The sequence below is a fragment of the Pseudomonas sp. SG20052 genome, from assembly GCF_031766055.1.
GTDB classification, from domain to species: domain Bacteria; phylum Pseudomonadota; class Gammaproteobacteria; order Pseudomonadales; family Pseudomonadaceae; genus Aquipseudomonas; species Aquipseudomonas mandelii.
In genome coordinates this window covers 6537851-6555878 of sequence record NZ_CP134498.1, presented here as the reverse complement: position 1 = coordinate 6555878, position 18028 = coordinate 6537851, and the positions used below count along the sequence as shown (strand labels likewise).

General features: G+C 60.7%; 18 protein-coding genes. 13 read left to right on the top strand and 5 right to left on the bottom strand.

Annotation, left to right across the window (positions count from 1 at the left end):
- Nucleotides 1-16: 16 nt before the first annotated feature.
- Together RHP74_RS30175 and RHP74_RS30170 are read right to left on the bottom strand one after the other, a co-directional pair.
- Nucleotides 17-262 (bottom strand): TIGR02647 family protein, encoded by a 246-nt coding sequence (locus RHP74_RS30175; RefSeq protein WP_010465085.1) that lies wholly within the window; start codon nt 260-262, stop codon nt 17-19.
- A 235-nt stretch (nt 263-497) separates the two neighbouring features.
- Nucleotides 498-782, bottom strand: a complete 285-nt coding sequence (locus RHP74_RS30170; protein ID WP_010465083.1) for a hypothetical protein — start codon at nt 780-782, stop codon at nt 498-500.
- A gap of 125 nt (nt 783-907) precedes the next feature.
- On the opposite strand from RHP74_RS30170, the gene RHP74_RS30165 reads away from it, so the two are divergent.
- Nucleotides 908-1567, top strand: coding sequence for a glutathione S-transferase family protein (locus tag RHP74_RS30165; protein WP_288111040.1), 660 nt, complete (start codon nt 908-910; stop codon nt 1565-1567).
- A 121-nt stretch (nt 1568-1688) separates the two neighbouring features.
- Here RHP74_RS30165 and argH read toward each other — a convergent pair whose 3' ends face one another.
- Entirely contained in the window at nt 1689-3083 is a 1395-nt protein-coding gene (gene argH / locus RHP74_RS30160) for an argininosuccinate lyase (protein WP_010465079.1), read from the bottom strand.
- A 461-nt stretch (nt 3084-3544) separates the two neighbouring features.
- Here argH and RHP74_RS30155 point away from each other — a divergent pair, with 461 nt between their 5' ends.
- From RHP74_RS30155 to RHP74_RS30125, 7 genes are all read left to right on the top strand, one after another.
- Nucleotides 3545-4291 carry a LytTR family DNA-binding domain-containing protein gene (locus RHP74_RS30155; protein WP_010465077.1) on the top strand — a complete coding sequence of 249 codons (747 nt, stop codon included), beginning with the start codon at nt 3545-3547 and terminating at the stop codon, nt 4289-4291.
- 138 nt (nt 4292-4429) lie between these two features.
- Nucleotides 4430-5371 (top strand): hydroxymethylbilane synthase, encoded by a 942-nt coding sequence (hemC, locus tag RHP74_RS30150; RefSeq protein WP_010465075.1) that lies wholly within the window; start codon nt 4430-4432, stop codon nt 5369-5371.
- Nucleotides 5368-6135 carry a uroporphyrinogen-III synthase gene (locus RHP74_RS30145; RefSeq protein WP_311096868.1) on the top strand — a complete coding sequence of 256 codons (768 nt, stop codon included), beginning with the start codon at nt 5368-5370 and terminating at the stop codon, nt 6133-6135. Before hemC ends, RHP74_RS30145 begins: the two co-directional genes overlap by 4 nt.
- 16 nt (nt 6136-6151) lie before the next feature.
- Nucleotides 6152-7294, top strand: a complete 1143-nt coding sequence (locus RHP74_RS30140; RefSeq protein WP_311096867.1) for a uroporphyrinogen-III C-methyltransferase — start codon at nt 6152-6154, stop codon at nt 7292-7294.
- Nucleotides 7291-8529, top strand: a complete 1239-nt coding sequence (locus tag RHP74_RS30135; RefSeq protein WP_145306602.1) for a heme biosynthesis protein HemY — start codon at nt 7291-7293, stop codon at nt 8527-8529. Before RHP74_RS30140 ends, RHP74_RS30135 begins: the two co-directional genes overlap by 4 nt.
- 359 nt (nt 8530-8888) lie before the next feature.
- The gene (locus RHP74_RS30130; RefSeq protein WP_077747152.1) at nt 8889-9440 is read left to right on the top strand and encodes a disulfide bond formation protein B; all 552 of its coding nucleotides are present in this window, start codon (nt 8889-8891) and stop codon (nt 9438-9440) included.
- A 177-nt stretch (nt 9441-9617) separates the two neighbouring features.
- Nucleotides 9618-10076 (top strand): Rsd/AlgQ family anti-sigma factor, encoded by a 459-nt coding sequence (locus RHP74_RS30125; protein WP_007899333.1) that lies wholly within the window; start codon nt 9618-9620, stop codon nt 10074-10076.
- Between the two features lie 59 nt (nt 10077-10135).
- Here the strand turns inward: RHP74_RS30125 and RHP74_RS30120 are convergent, their stop codons facing one another.
- Nucleotides 10136-10801 carry an FKBP-type peptidyl-prolyl cis-trans isomerase gene (locus tag RHP74_RS30120; protein WP_083375484.1) on the bottom strand — a complete coding sequence of 222 codons (666 nt, stop codon included), beginning with the start codon at nt 10799-10801 and terminating at the stop codon, nt 10136-10138.
- Nucleotides 10802-10993: 192 nt separating this feature from the next.
- Here RHP74_RS30120 and RHP74_RS30115 point away from each other — a divergent pair, with 192 nt between their 5' ends.
- Nucleotides 10994-12130, top strand: coding sequence for an AlgP family protein (locus RHP74_RS30115; protein ID WP_311096866.1), 1137 nt, complete (start codon nt 10994-10996; stop codon nt 12128-12130).
- Here the strand turns inward: RHP74_RS30115 and RHP74_RS30110 are convergent.
- Nucleotides 12127-12591, bottom strand: a complete 465-nt coding sequence (locus RHP74_RS30110; RefSeq protein ID WP_010465061.1) for a TIGR02444 family protein — start codon at nt 12589-12591, stop codon at nt 12127-12129. The two genes, RHP74_RS30115 and RHP74_RS30110, sit on opposite strands and share 4 nt — an antisense overlap.
- Before the next feature lie 50 nt (nt 12592-12641).
- On the opposite strand from RHP74_RS30110, the gene RHP74_RS30105 reads away from it, so the two are divergent.
- The 4 genes from RHP74_RS30105 (at nt 12642) to RHP74_RS30090 (ending at nt 18023) form a co-directional block, all read left to right on the top strand.
- Nucleotides 12642-14552 (top strand): ATP-binding cassette domain-containing protein, encoded by a 1911-nt coding sequence (locus tag RHP74_RS30105; RefSeq protein ID WP_077747154.1) that lies wholly within the window; start codon nt 12642-12644, stop codon nt 14550-14552.
- Nucleotides 14552-15133, top strand: a complete 582-nt coding sequence (locus tag RHP74_RS30100) for a mechanosensitive ion channel family protein (RefSeq protein WP_077747155.1) — start codon at nt 14552-14554, stop codon at nt 15131-15133. The genes RHP74_RS30105 and RHP74_RS30100 overlap by 1 nt, the downstream gene beginning before the upstream one ends.
- A 208-nt stretch (nt 15134-15341) precedes the next feature.
- Nucleotides 15342-15974 carry a homoserine/homoserine lactone efflux protein gene (gene rhtB / locus RHP74_RS30095; RefSeq protein ID WP_010465055.1) on the top strand — a complete coding sequence of 211 codons (633 nt, stop codon included), beginning with the start codon at nt 15342-15344 and terminating at the stop codon, nt 15972-15974.
- Nucleotides 15975-16124: 150 nt separating this feature from the next.
- Nucleotides 16125-18023: an FTR1 family protein gene (locus tag RHP74_RS30090; protein WP_282411929.1), complete on the top strand. Its 1899-nt coding sequence runs from the start codon at nt 16125-16127 to the stop codon at nt 18021-18023.
- Nucleotides 18024-18028: the final 5 nt, after the last annotated feature.

The window sequence follows — 18028 nt, the reverse complement described above, 5'->3', positions numbered from 1 at the left end:
GGCGCTACGGTAATGCTCAGGCTGTTTCCTGGACGTTGAGAATGGTCAGAACGGTTTGCACATTTTGCGCGGCGTCACGACCCAGACTGGTCAGATAACCACCATCTGGCTGGGTGATCAGTTCTTTGTCGAACAGTCTTTGGGCGGCAGCAATGGCTTTCGGGGCAGCGGTCTGATGAATTTTCAAACCTTCCTGGGAACTGTCCAGGTTGAAGAGTGCGAGGATTTCCAGTTCGGCAACCAACTCAGGGGTAAGCGACATAAGGACTCCAGACTTTCTAGGAATTGGACGACAGCGCCCCTAAGGTGAGCCCACTCGTGCGGCATGTCCAGTGCTCGCGACAGGGTTTTTTCGCCTCGGGATGCATTCCCCGCAGGGTGGTGCGCCAGCGGGGTGCGTAGGAGCGAGGCTTGCCCGCGAAGAACGATGACACGGTTTGTCTGGAAAAACTTCAGCGCACCCTTCGCGGGCGAGCCTCGCTCCTACGGAATCGGGGTTACTTCTTTTCCGGCGGCAACTCTGGCAATGCACGCAGGGCGGTTTCATACCATTCGGTGTTGAACGCGCGGTCTTCTTCGAGGATTGCGTCGATTTCTACCGCCAGCACATGGGCCATCAGGTTGAGGATTTCCTCGCGCTCGTAACCCACCAGGGTCAGCTTGTTGAACGTGGCCTTGGCCGCGGGCGGGTTGTCGCTTTCGATCTGGTTTTCGATGGCTTCGATCAGGGTGGTTTCGGTGAATTCTTCTTCGTCGCTATCGATATCAGTTGGCTCGCTCATGGCAGGCTCCTCAAGTTTAAGGCGGCCAGTTTACCTGCATTCAGCGCTGTGATGCTGCTGGCAGGAATCGCTTAGGCGTTCTATAAACAGGCACTGCCAACCCCGCACGGCCTGGAGGCTTTGTGATGCTCAAGCTTTATGGATTTTCCGTCAGTAACTACTACAACATGGTCAAGCTGGCGCTGCTGGAGAAGGGCGTGCCGTTTGAAGAAGTACCGTTTTATGCCGGCACAAGCCCGGACTCGCTGGCCATCAGTCCGCGCGGCAAGGTGCCGGTTTTGCGCACCGAGCAGGGTTTCATCAACGAAACCGCGGTAATCCTCGAGTTCATCGAGCAAAGTCAGAACGGTATATCGCTCCTGCCGAGCGATCCGTTCGAGCGGGCGCAAGTGCTGGCAGTGGCCAAGGAAATCGAGTTGTACATCGAGTTGCCGGCTCGCGCCTGTTATCCCCAGGCATTTTTCGGCATGCAGGTGCCGGACGCGATCAAGGACAAGACCAAGACCGAGCTGCTGGCAGGCTTTGCCGCGTTGGGCAGGCACGGCAAGTTCGCCCCTTATGTGGCGGGGGACAGTCTGAGCATTGCGGATTTGTACTTCCTGTACAGCGTTCCACTGGCCTGTGCGGTGGCGCATAAGCTGTTCGATATCGATCTGCTGGCCGAGATGCCGGCGGCCAGGGCGCTGTTGGAGCGACTGGAGCAGAACCCGAACGTGCAGCGGATTGCGGCGGACAAGGAAGCGGCGATGCCAGCGTTTATGGCGATGGTCGCTTCCAAGAAGTAGGGTTTTGTAGCGTTCTTGAGTCAGTCTTCGCGGGCAAGCCTCGCTCCTACGGGATCGGTGTCGTTCGCGCAATTGCGGGGCGACACAGATCCCGTAGGAGCGAGGCTTGCCCGCGAAGCTTTTAGCGGCTGGCGAGCAATGCCTGACCGCGCGCCACGGCCTTCTTCACCTGCGCCGGCGCAGTCCCGCCGATATGGTCGCGGGCGTTCACCGAGCCTTCCAGGGTCAGCACGGCGAATACGTCCTGATCGATCTGGTCGCTGAACTTGCGCAGCTCCTCCAGGCTCATTTCCGCCAGGTCCTTGCCGCTTTCCACGCCGTACTTCACGGCATGGCCAACGATTTCGTGGCAATCACGGAACGGCAGGCCGCGGCGTACCAGGTAGTCAGCCAGGTCAGTCGCAGTAGAGAAGCCACGCAGCGCCGCTTCGCGCATCATCGCGTGCTTGGGCTTGATCGCCGGGATCATGTCGGCAAAGGCTCGCAGCGAATCGCGCAGCGTATCGGCCGCGTCGAACAGCGGTTCCTTGTCTTCCTGATTGTCTTTGTTGTAGGCCAGTGGCTGGCCCTTCATCAAGGTCAGCAGGCCCATTAGCGCGCCGAAGACACGGCCGGTCTTGCCACGCACCAGCTCTGGCACGTCCGGGTTTTTCTTTTGCGGCATGATCGAGCTGCCGGTGCAGAAACGGTCCGGCAGATCGATGAATTGGAACTGGGCGCTGGTCCACAGCACCAGCTCTTCGGAGAACCGCGATAAGTGCATCATCGCGATGCTCGCGGCCGAGCAGAACTCGATGGCGAAGTCGCGATCAGACACGTTGTCCAGCGAGTTGCCGCCCACGGCATCGAAGCCCAGCAACTGAGCCGTGAACTCGCGGTCGATCGGGTAAGTGGTGCCGGCCAGCGCGGCGCTGCCCAGCGGCATGCGGTTGGTGCGCTTGCGGCAGTCGACCAGGCGCTCATAGTCGCGGCTGAGCATTTCGAACCAGGCCAGCATGTGGTGCCCGAAAGTCACCGGCTGCGCGGTTTGCAGGTGGGTGAAGCCCGGCATGATGCTGCCGGCTTCGCGCTCGGCCTGCTCCAGCAAGCCTTTTTGCAGGCGGGTGATTTCGCTGAGGATCAGGTCGATCTCGTCGCGCAGCCACAGGCGGATGTCGGTGGCGACCTGGTCGTTGCGGCTGCGCCCGGTGTGCAGTTTTTTACCCGTGACGCCGATGCGGTCGGTCAGGCGCGCCTCGATGTTCATGTGCACGTCTTCGAGGTCGATGCGCCAGTCGAACTGACCGGCCTCGATTTCACCCTGGATGGTCTTCAGGCCATCGGTGATGCTGTCGCGCTCGGCGTCTGTCAGCACGCCGACCTTGGCCAGCATGGTGGCGTGGGCGATCGAGCCCATGATGTCGTGGCGATACAGGCGCTGGTCGAAAGTGACGGAGGCGGTGAAGCGGGCGACGAAGGCGTCGACGGGTTCACTGAAGCGGCCGCCCCAGGACTGATTGGTCTTGTCAGTGCTCATGAATTCGCTCGTGTCGGCTGAAGAAAAAATGACGGTGGAAGCTGCCGCGGATAATAACAGGGTTGCCAATCCTGTCGCTGACGCTGGTCGACAGGTTTTTTTCACAAGGCGGGGTCCATACTCAGGACATGCCTTGTGGGAAATTGCGCAACGATATTTTCCGATTGAGCAATATCGTCCCTGCAACCGTCTACAGTTGGACAATAGGAACAGCGCACTTCTCGGCGCTGCGGCTGACTATAAGAAGAGGGGGTGTTCATATTGTGTATCGGCAAACCCTACGGCGATACCTCGCTTATGCGGGCCAGAGCCTCCAATCAATTGGCAGATGAAAATTTAGCCGCCGGTCTCGCGGCACTTTTTGGCCCTCGCGCTAGTCTTAGCGTGGATCGCGGTGACGGACGTCACTTCACCTGTCTACGCTATCCTTGTGCGAGACTCACGCAGGAATCCAGCGCAATATGAATGTCCTGATCGTTGATGACGAACCCCTAGCCCGCGAGCGCCTGAGCCGAATGGTTGGCGAACTCGAGGGATACACTGTCCTGGAGCCCAGTGCCACGAACGGCGAAGAGGCGTTAGCGCTGATCGACAGTCACAAGCCGGATATCGTGTTGCTCGATATCGGCATGCCAGGCCTTGATGGCCTGCAAGTGGCTGCCCGGTTGTGCGAACGCGAAACCCCGCCCGCCGTGGTGTTTTGCACCGGGCCCGATGAATTTGCCGTGGAAGCCCTGCAGGCCAGCGCCGTGGGCTATCTGGTGAAGCCTGTGCGAACCGAACATTTACATGATGCATTGAAAAAAGCCGAGCGGCCCAATCGCGTCCAGCTCGCCGCCCTGACCCGTCCAGCCGCCGAAAGCGGCAGCGGCCCCCGCAGCCACATCAGTGCCCGAACACGTAAAGGCATTGAGCTGATCCCGTTGGGTCAGGTGGTCTACTTCATTGCCGATCACAAATACGTGACCTTGCGCCATGAAGGCGGCGAAGTGCTGCTGGATGAACCGCTCAAGGCCCTGGAAGATGAGTTCGGCGACCGTTTCGTGCGCATTCACCGCAACGCTCTGGTCGCCCGCGAACGCATCGAACGCTTGCAGCGCACGCCGCTGGGGCATTTCCAGCTGTTCCTCAAAGGCCTCAATGGCGATGCCCTGATCGTCAGCCGTCGCCATGTGGCCGGCGTACGAAAAATGATGCAACAGCTTTGATTCGTTGATCAGAAGCGAACTTCACACCCGTTTGTTGGAAGTCCGGGGCCAGGGAGGCCACGTAGTTTCTGATACAAGTCAAAGTGGATTTGGCTGAGCTGTTATTATCCGCCGTATCTATTCAGTACGGATTGATCCATGTCCTCTCGCGAAATCCGCATCGCCACCCGCAAAAGTGCTCTTGCCCTGTGGCAAGCCGAATACGTCAAGACACGTCTGGAACAGGCTCATCCGGGCTTGCTTGTGACGCTGGTGCCCATGGTCAGTCGTGGCGACAAGCTGCTCGACTCGCCCCTGTCGAAAATCGGTGGCAAGGGCCTGTTCGTCAAGGAACTCGAAACCGCGTTGTTGGAAAACGAAGCCGACATCGCCGTGCACTCGATGAAAGACGTGCCGATGGATTTCCCCGAAGGCCTTGGTCTTTTCTGCATCTGCGAGCGTGAAGACCCGCGCGATGCGTTCGTTTCCAATACCTACGCCAGCCTGGATGAGTTGCCGCAAGGCAGCATCGTCGGCACCTCCAGCCTGCGCCGTCAGGCTCAGCTGCTGACTCGCCGCCCGGACCTTGAAATCCGCTTCCTGCGGGGCAACGTCAACACGCGCCTGGCCAAGCTTGATGCCGGCGAATACGACGCCATCATCCTCGCGGCTGCCGGCCTGATTCGTCTCGGCTTCGAAGATCGCATCACCTCGGCAATCAGTGTCGACGACAGCTTGCCGGCTGGTGGCCAAGGCGCGGTCGGCATCGAATGCCGTAGCGCCGACAGCGTAATTCACGCCCTGCTGGCGCCGTTGCATCACCAGGACACCGCCACCCGCGTGACCGCGGAACGTTCTCTCAACAAACATCTGAATGGTGGCTGCCAAGTGCCAATCGCCTGCTACGCCGTGCTTGAAGGCGAGCAGATCTGGTTGCGCGGTCTGGTGGGCGATCCGAGCGGCGGCCTGCTGCTCAACGCCGAGGCTCGTGCGCCAAGGGCCGATGCAGAAGCCTTGGGTGTGCAAGTCGCTGAAGACTTGCTGAGCCAGGGCGCCGCCGACATTCTGAAAGCGGTCTATGGCGAGGCAGGTCACGAGTGACGGGCTGGCGCCTGCTGCTGACGCGCCCCGCAGACGAGTCGGCGGCGCTGGCCAGCGTTTTGTCGCAAGCGGGGATTTTCAGCAGCAGTTTGCCGCTTCTGGAGATCGAGCCGATTGCTGTCTCTGACACAATGCGCGAGGTGATTCAGGGGCTGGATCGTTACTGTGCGGTGATCGTGGTCAGTAAACCGGCCGCGAGAATGGGCGTTGACCTGCTCAATCAGTATTGGCCACAGCCACCGTCCCCACGCTGGTTCAGCGTGGGCGCGGCGACTGCGCAGATCCTGGCGGATCACGGGCTGGACGTGAGTTTCCCCGCCGAGGGCGATGACAGCGAAGCCTTGCTTGAGTTGCCCTCGTTGCGCGAGGCGATTGCCCGACCCGATCCGCGGGTGCTGATCTTGCGCGGGGAGGGCGGGCGCGAGTTGCTGGCTGAGCGTTTGCGCGAGCTTGGTGCTAGTGTCGAGTATCTGGAGTTATACCGTCGTGGACTGCCTCACTACCCGTCGACGGTGCTGCCTGACCGGATCGAAGCGGAACGCTTGAACGGGCTGGTGGTCAGCAGTGGACAGGGTTTTGAGCACCTGCGCCAATTGGCAGGCGATGCCTGGCCTGAAATGGCGCGGTTGCCGTTGTTTGTTCCAAGCCCCAGGGTCGCCGAGCTGGCACGTGCCGCCGGGGCCCAAACAGTTGTGGATTGTCGTGGCGCCAGTGCCACGGCTTTGCTGACGGCGTTACGGGAGCATCCCGAACCCGTTCTCTAATGCAAAGGATGGATACGTGAGCGAAACAGCCTTGCCTAAAGATGACGTGCTGCCGGTGCTTGAAGCGCCGGTTGAAACTCCACCACCTGCCACAGTGCAGCGCCGGGGCAATGGGCTGGCAATCGTCGCGCTGCTGTTGGGCGCCGCCGGTGTTGCCGTGGGCGGTTGGGGTGTCTGGCAGGTGCGTCACCTGCAAGCCAACACTCAGCAGCAGTTGAGCCAGGTCCAGGCGTTGAGCGATCAGGCGCAGAGCCTGAAACTCAATGAACAGCGCTTGAGCGCGCGCCTTGAACAAATGCCTGCAGCCGAAGAACTGGACGCTCGCAGCCGTTTGGTGGTGCAGTTGCAAGGCGATCAGCAACGCTTGAATCAGCGTCTGGAGACGGTCCTCGGTGCGAGTCGCAAGGATTGGCGTCTGGCCGAAGCCGAGCACTTGTTGCGTCTGGCCAGCCTGCGCCTTTCTGCGCTGCAGGACATCAGCAGCGCCCAGGCCCTGGTGCAGGGTGCCGATGAAATTCTGCGTGAACAGAACGATCCCGGTGCCTTCGCAGCTCGCGAGCAAGTGGCCAAAACCCTGGTGGCGTTGCGCAGCACAGAACAGCCGGATCGCACCGGGTTGTTCCTGCGATTGGGCGCACTGCGCGATCAGGTCATCAACCTCACCGAGCTGGCCCCCGAGTACAAGGATCGTGGCGAATCGCTGTTGGGCCTGACGGCCGATGGCGACGGAGCCAGTCGTTGGGCGCAGTGGTGGGATCAGATTTCGCGCTACATCCGCATCGACTTCAATGCTGACAAAAATGTTCGTCCATTGCTGGCAGGGCAGAGCCTCAGTCAGGTGCGTCTGGCGCTGAGCCTGGCGCTGGAGCAGGCGCAATGGGCCGCGCTCAATGGCCAGGCAGCGGTCTACACCCAGGCGCTGGCTGAGGCGCGTGATGTATTGACGGGCAACTTCAACCCGGACAACCCTCAAAGCAAAGTCATGCTTGAGCAGGTGGGCGAGTTGAGCAAGCAGCCGGTCACTGTGGTCACGCCGGACCTGACCGGGACATTGAGTGCGGTTCAGGGGTATCTGGAGCGGCGTAACGTCAACGCCGAAGACTCGATCAAACCGATGGCAAAACCGGCCGCGAACACTGCGCAGGAGGCCACGCCATGAAACGCCTCTATGTGATCGTGTTTCTGGTCATCGCCGCAGCCGCTGCACTGGGCCTGGCGATCGCCGAGCATTCCGGTTACGTGCTGATTGCCTACAAGACCTTCCGTTATGAAGCGAGTCTGTGGGCCACCCTGGCGTTGGTCGCAGTGCTCTGGCTGGTGTTCTGGGGCATCAAGGCGTTGGTTGAGCTGGTGATGACGTCCAGCGGCGTGGTCAATCCGTGGTCGCGGCGTAATCGCAGCCGTCGGGTGCAAGTGGCGATCGAACACGGTCAGCTGGACCTGGCGGAAGGTCGCTGGGCCAGTGCGCAGCGTCATTTGCATCGCGCCGCCGAAGCCGAGCGCCAGCCGCTGCTCTACTACCTTGGCGCCGCACGCGCCGCCAATGAACAAGGTCACTACGAGGAATGCGACAACTTGCTGGAGCGCGCCCTCGAACGCCAGCCCCAGGCGGAGTTGGCGATTGCCTTGAGTCACGCCCAGTTGCAGAACGACCGTGGCGACACCGAAGGCGCCCTGGTGACCCTGCAAGCCATGCACGAGCGTCATCCTCATAACGTCCAGACCTTGCGCCAGTTGCAGCGTCTGCATCAGCAGCGCGGCGACTGGTCGGCAGTGATTCGCCTGCTGCCGGAGCTGCGCAAGGATAAAGTCTTGCCTCCCGCCGAGCTGGCCGATCTGGAGCGACGGGCATGGGGTGAAAACCTTTCCCTGGCGGCGCATAAGGAAGCGGACGGCACGGTGGGTTTGCAATCGCTCAATCGCGCCTGGCAGCAACTCACTTCGGCTCAGCGCCAGGAGCCTCAGTTGGTGCTGGCCTATGCCGAGCAACTGCGGCAACTGGGAGCACAGGTCGAAGCGGAGGAGGTTCTGCGCACAGCGCTGAAGCGCAAGTACGACAGTCATCTGGCGCGTCTCTACGGTCTGGTGCGTGGTAGCGATCCGGCTCGTCAACTGCAAACGGCCGAGGGTTGGCTCAAGGATCATCCGGCCGACCCAAGCCTTCTGCTGACACTCGGCCGCCTGTGCCTGCAAAGCAGTCTGTGGGGCAAGGCGCGGGACTATCTGGAAAGCAGTTTGCGGGTCCAGCGCAACCCGGAAGCCTGTGCGGAACTGGCGCGGTTGCTCGCTCAGCTCGGCGACACAGAGCGCAGCAATCAGCTGTTTCAGGAAGGTCTGGGCCTGCTGGATGAGCGCCTGCTGGCGGCACCACTCCCAGCGCCCGTTTACGCCTGACGTATTCCTTCTGTAGCAGCTGGCGCAGCCTGCGTCCGGCTGCGAAGCAGTTGTAAAGCGAGCACCACGGTTTCATCAGGCCAATCGCGTTTAAATGTATGACGACTGCTCAGCAGCCGGATGCAGGCTGCGCCAGGGGCGGGAGTCGTTCCTGGGCGCGATCCGGCCGCTCGAATTTCGCTGAATGTTTAGCTTTGTAATCCCTGATCGGCTTTGTCCTACACGGGACTTCATCAAGTCCTCCCGACGCTGTCGGGAATTCCCTACACTTCTGGTGAAGTGTCCGTGCCGGCCTGCCTTGAAAGGCTGGCGCGCTTTCCTCTACCGTAACCGCCTGTCTCTACTGTTACGGATAAGCCATGTTTTTGGCCTGCTCACGCTCCTTGTTTTTCATGGCTTTTATTGCAGGTGCCTTGGCCTTGGGCGTTTCCTATTACCTGGAATACGCAATCGGCCTCAAGCCTTGCGGGTTATGCCTTTTGCAGCGAGTCTGCCTGGCGTTGTTCACCGGTGTCTGCCTGACAGCTTCGGTGCATGGCCCCGGCCGCTTCGGGACTTTTCTTTATTGGCTGCTCGGTTTGTCATGCAGTCTCGCCGGTATGGTCGCGGCGTGGCGGCAAGTCTTGTTGCAAAGCGATCCGGCGCATCAGCTATCGACCTGCTCTACCAATCCGCAGGCCTTATACGAGAACGTGCCCTGGCTGTGCAAAGTGACGCGGATGTTCAAAGGGGACGAAGATTGCGCAGAAATCTCCTGGACGCTGTTTGACCTGAGCATCCCGGAGTGGAGTCTGCTGCTCTTCATGGCGGTGACAATTCTGAGTGTTTATCTGCTGCTGCGCGTTGTCTGGCTTGCCTGCAAGCGACCGCTCAGCGGCGTGTCGTCGCACCGGGGGCTGGCGGGTGATTAAACACTTGTATGAACTTTATCTCCTGCGTACCTTGAAGCCATTGTCGCGCGGGCATAATCTGGCCCGCACGTGTCATTGGAATTATGTTGCTCGATGGCGCTCTGCCTGGCCGATTCTTGATGATCAAGACTGCGACAGGTGTAGGGCAGCATGACCCACAAGGGAAGAGAGATCACCATGCTCGAAAGTTGTCAGAATGCTCAGGAACGTTGGGGTGGAGTGCATCTGCTGATCGATCGCTGGTTGCAGGAGCGTCACGAACTGGTTCGAGCCTACGATGCTCTCGGTGCCAAGCCAGAGGCTTTGGGCGAAAACCGAAAGCCGTTGCAGGAATTCTGCGGCGTGCTGGTCGACTACGTGTCTGCCGGGCACTTCGAAATCTACGAACAGCTGACCGGCGAAGCTAAGGCTTTTGGCGATACTCGCGGGCTGGAGCTGGCCGAGACGATTTACCCGCGCATCGACGTCATCACCGAGAAGCTGCTGGCGTTCAACGACCTGTGTGATGCAGGCAAGTGCGTGGCAGAGAAATTCAAGGAGCTGGGCGGGCTGTTGCACGAACGCTTCGAACTGGAAGATTGCCTGATCGAAGTGCTGCACACTGCTCACAAGGAAGAGGACTCGGTTCAGGCCTGAACCTCTCCTGCAAGACTAAAAAACGGTGCGCTATGCGCGCCGTTTTTCGTTCTCGGTTTTCAGCTTGTGGCACCGCGCAATTCGACTTCGAACACCAGCGGCGTAAACGGAGCGATCAGGTCGCCGGCACCGTCCGCGCCATAGGCTTGCGACGACGGAATCACCAGGCGCCATTTCGCACCGACCGGCATGTTTTGCAATGCGCTGCGCCAGCCACTGATTACGCTATCCAGACTGAACCACTGCGGCTTGCTGTTCTGATCGAACACGGTGCCGTCGGGAAGGCGTCCGACATATAAAACTTCGACCTTGCCATCAGGGCCTGCCTTGGCCCCCGTGCCCGGTGCCAACTCGGTCAGCAGAATGCCATCCGCCAATTCACGAACACCCGGTTTGGCTTTTTCCTCGGTGAGAAAGCGCTGCTCTTTTTCCAGCGCGACTTCACTTTGTGGCAGGGCGGGTTGCTCGGCGACCTGGGCTTCGTGCTCGGCCAGAATCTGTTCGATCTGCTCGTCTTTCAATGCCAGTGGCTTGCCTTGATAGGCTTGTTGCAGACCGTCGAGCAATGCCTGGAGTTGCAGATCCGGCACCTCTTGGCGCAAGCGTTCACCCAGGCTCGCACCCAGGCTGTAAGCAAGATCGTGAGCCTCGTTCGGGGTGGTTTTTTCGGCGGCCTGGGCCACGGAAAAAAACACACACAACGATAAAAAAAAGTAGCGCGACATGGGCACACTCCGATCTGAGATGCGGTGGATTATGCCAGTGTGAGCGCGCTCAAAGGTGAACTGGTTTTGCACCCGCGCAGAAGAATTTCAATCTGTTGCAACGCAGCGCTTTCGATACTGTCAACATGCCCTAGCGGCGGTGTCATCAGAGGTCTAGTATGAGCCGCACCCACGTCAGCCAGGAGGTAAACCATGTCGGCCACCAAGAAGCCTGTAAATACCCCGTTGCACTTACTCCAACAACTCTCGGGCAGCCTGCTCGAACATTTGGAAAACGCTTGTTCCCAAGCCTTGGCTGATGCTGAAAAACTGCTCGCCAAACTGGAAAAGCAGCGCGGAAAAGCGCAGGAGAAATTGCACAAATCCCGTACCAAGTTGCAGGACGCCGCAACTGCCGGTAAAGCCAAGGCACAAACCAAAGCGAAGGGTGCGGTGAAAGAACTTGAGGACTTGCTCGATGCCCTCAAGGATCGTCAATCCGAAACGCGCAGCTACATTCTGCAACTCAAGCGCGATGCTCAAGAAAGCCTGAAACTGGCCCAGGGTATCGGTCGTGTACAAGAGGCTGTCGGCAAGGCGTTGTCCCTGCGTTCGGCCAAGCCTGCTGCGGCACCTGCCAAGAAAGCCGCTGCCAAACCGGCGGCTGCCAAAGCACCGGCCAAGCCTGCTGCCAAACCTGTCGCCAAAGCGCCGGTGAAAGCCGCAGCAAAACCGGCGGCGAAAAAACCGGTTGCTGCCAGCGCTGCAAAACCAGCGGCTAAATCGACGGCTGCCAAAACTGCCGCCAAGCCAGCTGCTGCCAAAACGGCCGCCGCTAAACCTGCTGCAAGAACCGCTGCTGCGAAACCGGCTGTGGCGAAAACCGCAGCGGCAAAACCAGCTGCAAAATCGGCTGCTGCGAAGCCTGCTGCAAAACCTGCCGCTGCAAGAACTGCTACCGCCAAGCCAGCCGCAAAACCTGCCGCGGCTAAAACCGTTGCCGCAAAACCGGCTGCAAAAGCTGCGGCGAAACCCGCTGCTAAACCCGCTGCCAAAGCTGCCGCCGCGAAACCCGCTGCCGCCGCCAAGCCAGCTACTGCAGCGAAACCAGCAGCCAAACCAGCTGCAGCAAAACCTGCTGCCGCGAAGCCAGCTGCAAAACCTGCCGCCAAACCGGCCGTGAAAAAGCCTGCCGCTGCTGCCAAGCCAGCTACTGCGCCAGTTACCAAGCCAGCGACTCCAGCTGCATCGGCTTCGCCAGCGGCAGCAGCCACTCCCTCGACCCCATCGACTGCGCCAACGCCAGCCGCACCGTCGAGCACCAGCATCACCCCAGCCAGCGCTTCTTAAGTGCCGGTTGCCGCGACGCGCAGCTGATGCAGCGCGTCGCGGTTCAGGTGGGCGGCGCCTGCCGCCACACCTTCCAGCCAGGCCGTTGAATCGGTCACCTCATACTGCGGCCAACTCTGCGCCACACGTTCCAGTCGCAACAGCAGATGCCGTTCGGCTTCCATCTCCAGTGCTTTCACTTGTTCGCGCAGATCATCCAGTCCGGCATCCTCGCTGGCGGCGGCTTTCCATTGCATTCGCAAGGCGCGCAACGGTTGCACGACATCTGCGTCCCAAGGTCCGGCTATATCGCGAAGCAACTGCAAGCGTTGTTCGTTACAGGTGACGCCCCGTTCTCCCAGCCACAACGCGCATAGCAGCAAGCACACGTTCACACCCGCCGACTGCAACGTCAGGCACGCGTCTTCAATGCCGGGACGCGCGTAGGTGGTAAGGGAAAAGCTCCACAGGTCAGAGGACATAGTGCTACTCGCGCCAGTTGCGAGCGAAGCTGGTAGACTCCGCCGCCATTATGATTCGACTTCAGAACCTGACTTTACAGCGTGGCCCTCAACGTCTGCTAGAAGACGCTGAGCTGACCCTGCACGCCGGCCACAAAGCCGGCCTCATCGGTGCCAACGGCGCCGGCAAATCGAGCCTGTTCGCCTTGATTCGGGGCGAGCTGCACCCGGACTCGGGTGACTGCTTCCTGCCGGCCGACTGGCGCATCGCCCACATGCGTCAGGAAATCGAGACCCTCGAACGCCTGGCGGTCGACTACGTGCTCGATGGTGACCTGCGCCTGCGTGAGGTGCAACGCGACCTCGCCGCTGCCGAAGCATCGCATGACGGCGCCGCTCAGGCCCGTCTGCACGCGGAACTCGACAGTGCCGACGGTTACACCGCCGACGCCCGGGCCCGCAAGCTGCTGGCCGGTCTTGGGTTCACTAACGAGCAAATGGATCGTCCGGTAGGAGATTTCTCTGGTGGCTGGAGGATGCGTCTGAACCTGGCGCAGGCTTTGATGTGCCCCTCGGACCTGTTGCTGCTCGACGAACCGACCAACCACTTGGATCTCGACGCCATCATCTGGCTCGAAGAATGGCTGAAAAGCTATCCCGGCACCTTATTGCTGATTTCCCACGACCGGGATTTCCTCGATGCCGTGGTCGATCACGTGGCCCACGTCGATCAGCGCAAGATCACCTTGTACCGTGGTGGTTATAGCGCCTTCGAACGTGCCCGAGCCGAACGCCTGGCCCAGCAACAGCAGGCCTACGAGAAGCAGCAGGCGCAACGTGCGCACATGGAAAGCTACATCGCCCGCTTCAAGGCCCAGGCCACCAAGGCCCGTCAGGCCCAGAGCCGGATCAAGGCACTGGAGCGAATGGAAGAGCTGTCCGCCGCCCACGTCGATTCGCCGTTCGACTTCGTCTTCCGTGAATCGCAGAAAATCTCCAGCCCGTTGATCGATCTGTCGGACGCTCGCCTGGGTTATGGCGACAAAGCCGTGCTGGAGAAGGTCAAGCTGCAACTGACCCCCGGTGCGCGGATCGGTTTGCTTGGCCCGAACGGTGCCGGTAAGTCGACCCTGATCAAGAACCTCGCCGGTGAACTCTCGCCGTTGGCCGGGCGCCTGACCCGTGGTGAGAACACCGTCGTCGGCTACTTCGCCCAGCATCAGCTCGATTCCCTCGATTCCAAGGCCAGCCCGTTGCTGCACTTGCAGCGTCTGGCACCGACCGAGCGCGAGCAGACTCTGCGCGACTTCCTCGGCGGTTTCGACTTCCGTGGCGCGCGTATCGACGAGCCGGTGCTGAATTTCTCCGGTGGCGAAAAGGCCCGTCTGGCCCTGGCATTGATTGCCTGGGATCGGCCGAACCTGTTGCTGCTCGACGAACCGACCAACCACCTGGACCTCGAAATGCGCCTGGCGCTGACCATGGCCCTGCAGGAATTCAGTGGCGCGGTGCTGGTGGTCTCTCACGATCGTCATCTGCTCAAAAGCACCACCGATAATTTCTATCTGGTGGCCGACGGCAAGGTCGAGGAGTTCGACGGCGATCTGGAAGACTACGCCCGCTGGCTGGTCGACTACCGTCAGCGCAATGCGCCGGTCAGCAACACCCCGGTCAACCCGGACAAGACCGATAAGAAGGCCCAGCGCCAGGCCGCTGCTGCGTTGCGTCAGCAACTGGCACCGCACAAGCGTGAGGCTGACAAGCTCGAAACCGAGTTGGGCAAGCTGCACGAGAAACTGGCGAAGATCGATACCAGCCTCGGCGACAGTGACATTTACGAACCGGCGCGCAAGAACGATTTGCGCGATCTGCTGGCTGAACAGGCCAAGTTGAAGGTGCGTGAAGCCGAACTCGAAGAAGCCTGGATGGAAGCCCTGGAACTGCTCGAAAGCATGCAGGCGGAGCTGGAGGCGCTGTCCTGATGGAAGCCTTCAAGCTGCCGCTGCCGGCGGGGTGGGGCGAGCCGATCTGGTTCGCTGCGCAAATCCTGCTGATTCTGTTGGCGGGTTACTTTGCCCAGCGCTTCGTCGCTAAATGCCTGACGCGCCTGGGCGAGCGCTACCCGTTTCCACCGCAACTGCTGATGCCGCTGCGCGGAGGTTTGCGCTGGCTGATCATGGGCAGTGCGCTGATTTTCGTACTCGAACGCCTCGGAGTCTCGGCCACCGTGCTCTGGACCGCGTTGTCCGGGTTTGTTGCGGTCGCGGCAGTGGCGTTCTTCGCCATGTGGAGCGTGCTGTCCAACCTGCTGTGCGCGATCCTGATCTTCACCGTCGGCCCGTTCCGCATCGGTGACGTCGTCGAGTTGGTGGACACCACCGACAAACCCGGCGTCAAAGGCCGGGTGGTGGCGATCAATCTGCTTTACACCACGCTGATTGAAGCGGAAGAACTGGGTACCGGCAGCGCCATGGTGCAAGTGCCCAACAGTCTGTTCTTCCAGCGTTCGGTTCGGCGCTGGCGCGGGAGTGATGTGTTTCCGTTGAGCGGGATCGAAAAGTAAACCTTCTGTTGCCGGACACACCGCTATCGCGAGCAGGCTCCTCCCACAGGGGAACGTATTTCAACTGTGGGCGTGAGCCGGCTCGCGATGGGACCAAAAGTCATAAAACGTTGGTCGGCAGTCGCTCTATCCTTCAAAAAATCGGTAGTCATCAGCCCAAAGCCGCATTAGCTTAGACGTCTGTCACAAGTCTGAGTCGAGGTGTGCAATGGAGCTTCAAACATGGCTGGCGTTTTTTGCCGCCTGTTGGGTGATCAGTCTGTCTCCCGGTGCCGGCGCCATTGCGTCGATGTCCAGCGGTCTGCAATACGGTTTCTGGCGCGGTTACTGGAACGCCCTGGGCCTGCAATTGGGCCTGGCGGTACAGATCGCGATTGTCGGCGCCGGTGTGGGTGCGATTCTCACGGCATCAGCCACCGCTTTCTATGCGATCAAATGGTTCGGTGTGGCCTACCTCGTTTATCTCGCGGTCAAGCAATGGCGCGCGCTGCCCAGCGACATGAGTGACGACGCGGCCGTGCGTCAGATCGGCAAGCCGCTGGCCCTGGTGTTCCGCGGTTTCCTGGTCAATATCAGCAACCCCAAGGCTCTGGTGTTCATGCTGGCCGTGTTGCCGCAGTTCATTGATCCTCACGCTCCGCTGCTCGCTCAGTACCTGATCATTGGTGTGACCATGGTCTGCGTCGACCTGATCGTCATGGCCGGGTACACCGGGTTGGCGTCGAAGGTGCTGCGTCTGTTGCGCACGCCCAAGCAGCAAAAACGCATGAACCGGACCTTTGCCGGGCTGTTCATCGGTGCGGCGGCGTTTATGGCGACATTGCGCAAAGCTGCGGTTTAAAGCACCAAGGAACACAAAAGGCGACCTCCGAGGTCGCCTTTTTCATGTCCGGAGCCCGTGCAGAAACGCCGGTACTTGCTAACAAAGCTTGAGTGAAAGTCATTGGAAGTGAACAATGTGTTACTTCGTATTTCCAATTGAGATTCATTCATGACTGCCCCGTCCCGTTTCCTGGCCTGGCTGGTGTTGCCGCTGTTTGCCTTGTGCAGTTTCAATCTGCTGGCGGACACCGTGGAAGGCGCGCCGCAAGCTCTGCATTTGCTCGATTACATCGGCGCGGATTATCCGCAGACGGTGCAAGCGGGCAAGGTCATCGACGAGTCCGAATACCGCGAGCAGCTGGAATTCATCAAGGTGCTGCAAGGCTTGATCGTGGCGATGCCGGCCAAGCCGGAAAAAGCCGGGCTGGAGCAGGGCGTCAGCACGCTACGCAGCGCCATCGCTGCCCGTCAGGACGGCGCGGACGTGGCCCGTCAGGCTCGGCAACTCGGCGCGAAACTGGCCGTGGCCTATGAAGTCAGTCAGGCGCCGATCATTACCCCGGATCCGACCCGTGGTGCACCGCTTTACGCCCAGCATTGCTCGGTCTGCCACGGCGATACGGGGGCCGGCGACGGCCCGGCCGGTGTCGGTCTGACGCCGCCGCCGGCCAATCTGCGTGACACGGCGCGCCTGGATCACCTGAGTCTGTACGCGATCTACACAACAGTGGGCCTGGGCGTCGAAGGCACGGACATGCCGGCCTTCGCCGATCAACTGGACGATCGCCAGCGTTGGGACCTGGCAACCTACATCGCCGGTTTCAGCGCCGATCCGGCCGCCGCCACATCCGAAAAGACTTACAACATCGCCGACCTCGCTCGTCAGACGCCAGCCGAAGTGCAGGCCGCCGATGGCCCGCAAGCCGCCGCGACGTTCCGTGCGCAGCGGGCGCAACCGCCGCAGGTCAAGCGCGGCCCGGCGCAGTTGCTCGACTACACCGCCGCCACCCTGGACAAGAGCCTCGCGGCCTACCGTGCCGGTGATCATGATCAAGCCTATGACTTGTCGGTAGCGGCGTATCTTGAAGGCTTCGAACTGGTCGAGAGCTCGCTGGACAACGTCGACGCCAACGTGCGCAAGGACACCGAAAAGTCCCTGATGGCGTACCGTCAATCGTTGCAGGACGGCTTGCCGGTGGCCCAGGCCCAGCAGCGTCTGGACGCGGCCAAGGCCAAGTTGAAGGAGTCCGCCGGGCTGCTGGGTAGCGACGGCTTGAGCTGGTCACTGAGCTACATCTCCGGGTTGCTGATTTTGCTGCGTGAAGGCCTCGAAGCGATTCTGGTGCTGGCGGCGATCCTGGCGTTCCTGCGCAATACCGGCCAGCAATCGGCGGTTCGCAGCGTCAACGTCGGTTGGGGCCTGGCGTTGTTGGCGGGTCTGGCGACCTGGGCACTGGCGGCCTATGTGATTGATGTCAGCGGTTCGCAGCGTGAATTGCTGGAAGGTGCGACGGCGTTGTTTGCCGCCGTCATGGTGCTCTGGCTGGGCGTGTGGATGCACGACCGTCGTCACGCGGCAGCCTGGCAGGATTACATCAAGAGCAGCCTGGTGGGCGGCGGCGGACGCTTCGGTTTTGCGACGCTGGCGTTTTTCTCAGTGTATCGCGAGCTGTTTGAGGTGATTCTGTTCTACGAAACCCTGTGGCTGCAGGCGGGGCCTGCGGGGCATAACGCAGTGTTGGCCGGTGGTGCAACGGCGCTGGTGTTGCTGGTCGGGCTGGCTTGGGTGATCCTGCGTGGCTCGCAGAAACTGCCGCTGTCGTTGTTCTTCAGCATCAACGCCGGTCTGCTGTGCGCGCTGTCGGTGGTGTTCGCAGGGCATGGCGTGAAGGCGTTGCAGGAAGCCGGAATCTTCGGTACCCGGCCGGTGCCGTTCTTTGACTTCGACTGGCTGGGGATTCACGCGGATGCGTATTCGCTGAGTGCCCAATGCGTGGCGATCGTTGCGATTGTGGTGCTGTATGGCCGCAGCTGGATGGCGGAGAAGCGGCGGGTGCAGGTTTCTTAAGAGCA

What these genes read in the sequence shown, in the direction of transcription:
- RHP74_RS30155 (WP_010465077.1), top strand. Translation starts at nt 3,545, where the DNA reads ATGAATGTCCTGATCGTTGATGACGAACCCCTAGCCCGCGAGCGCCTG.
- RHP74_RS30110 (WP_010465061.1), bottom strand. Translation starts at nt 12,591, where the DNA reads ATGTCCTCTGACCTGTGGAGCTTTTCCCTTACCACCTACGCGCGTCCC.
- RHP74_RS30135 (WP_145306602.1), top strand. Translation starts at nt 7,291, where the DNA reads ATGAAACGCCTCTATGTGATCGTGTTTCTGGTCATCGCCGCAGCCGCT.
- argH (WP_010465079.1), bottom strand. Translation starts at nt 3,083, where the DNA reads ATGAGCACTGACAAGACCAATCAGTCCTGGGGCGGCCGCTTCAGTGAA.
- RHP74_RS30125 (WP_007899333.1), top strand. Translation starts at nt 9,618, where the DNA reads ATGCTCGAAAGTTGTCAGAATGCTCAGGAACGTTGGGGTGGAGTGCAT.
- RHP74_RS30130 (WP_077747152.1), top strand. Translation starts at nt 8,889, where the DNA reads ATGTTTTTGGCCTGCTCACGCTCCTTGTTTTTCATGGCTTTTATTGCA.
- RHP74_RS30105 (WP_077747154.1), top strand. Translation starts at nt 12,642, where the DNA reads ATGATTCGACTTCAGAACCTGACTTTACAGCGTGGCCCTCAACGTCTG.
- RHP74_RS30175 (WP_010465085.1), bottom strand. Translation starts at nt 262, where the DNA reads ATGTCGCTTACCCCTGAGTTGGTTGCCGAACTGGAAATCCTCGCACTC.
- RHP74_RS30170 (WP_010465083.1), bottom strand. Translation starts at nt 782, where the DNA reads ATGAGCGAGCCAACTGATATCGATAGCGACGAAGAAGAATTCACCGAA.
- RHP74_RS30100 (WP_077747155.1), top strand. Translation starts at nt 14,552, where the DNA reads ATGGAAGCCTTCAAGCTGCCGCTGCCGGCGGGGTGGGGCGAGCCGATC.
- RHP74_RS30165 (WP_288111040.1), top strand. Translation starts at nt 908, where the DNA reads ATGCTCAAGCTTTATGGATTTTCCGTCAGTAACTACTACAACATGGTC.
- RHP74_RS30120 (WP_083375484.1), bottom strand. Translation starts at nt 10,801, where the DNA reads ATGTCGCGCTACTTTTTTTTATCGTTGTGTGTGTTTTTTTCCGTGGCC.
- hemC (WP_010465075.1), top strand. Translation starts at nt 4,430, where the DNA reads ATGTCCTCTCGCGAAATCCGCATCGCCACCCGCAAAAGTGCTCTTGCC.
- rhtB (WP_010465055.1), top strand. Translation starts at nt 15,342, where the DNA reads ATGGAGCTTCAAACATGGCTGGCGTTTTTTGCCGCCTGTTGGGTGATC.
- RHP74_RS30115 (WP_311096866.1), top strand. Translation starts at nt 10,994, where the DNA reads ATGTCGGCCACCAAGAAGCCTGTAAATACCCCGTTGCACTTACTCCAA.
- RHP74_RS30090 (WP_282411929.1), top strand. Translation starts at nt 16,125, where the DNA reads ATGACTGCCCCGTCCCGTTTCCTGGCCTGGCTGGTGTTGCCGCTGTTT.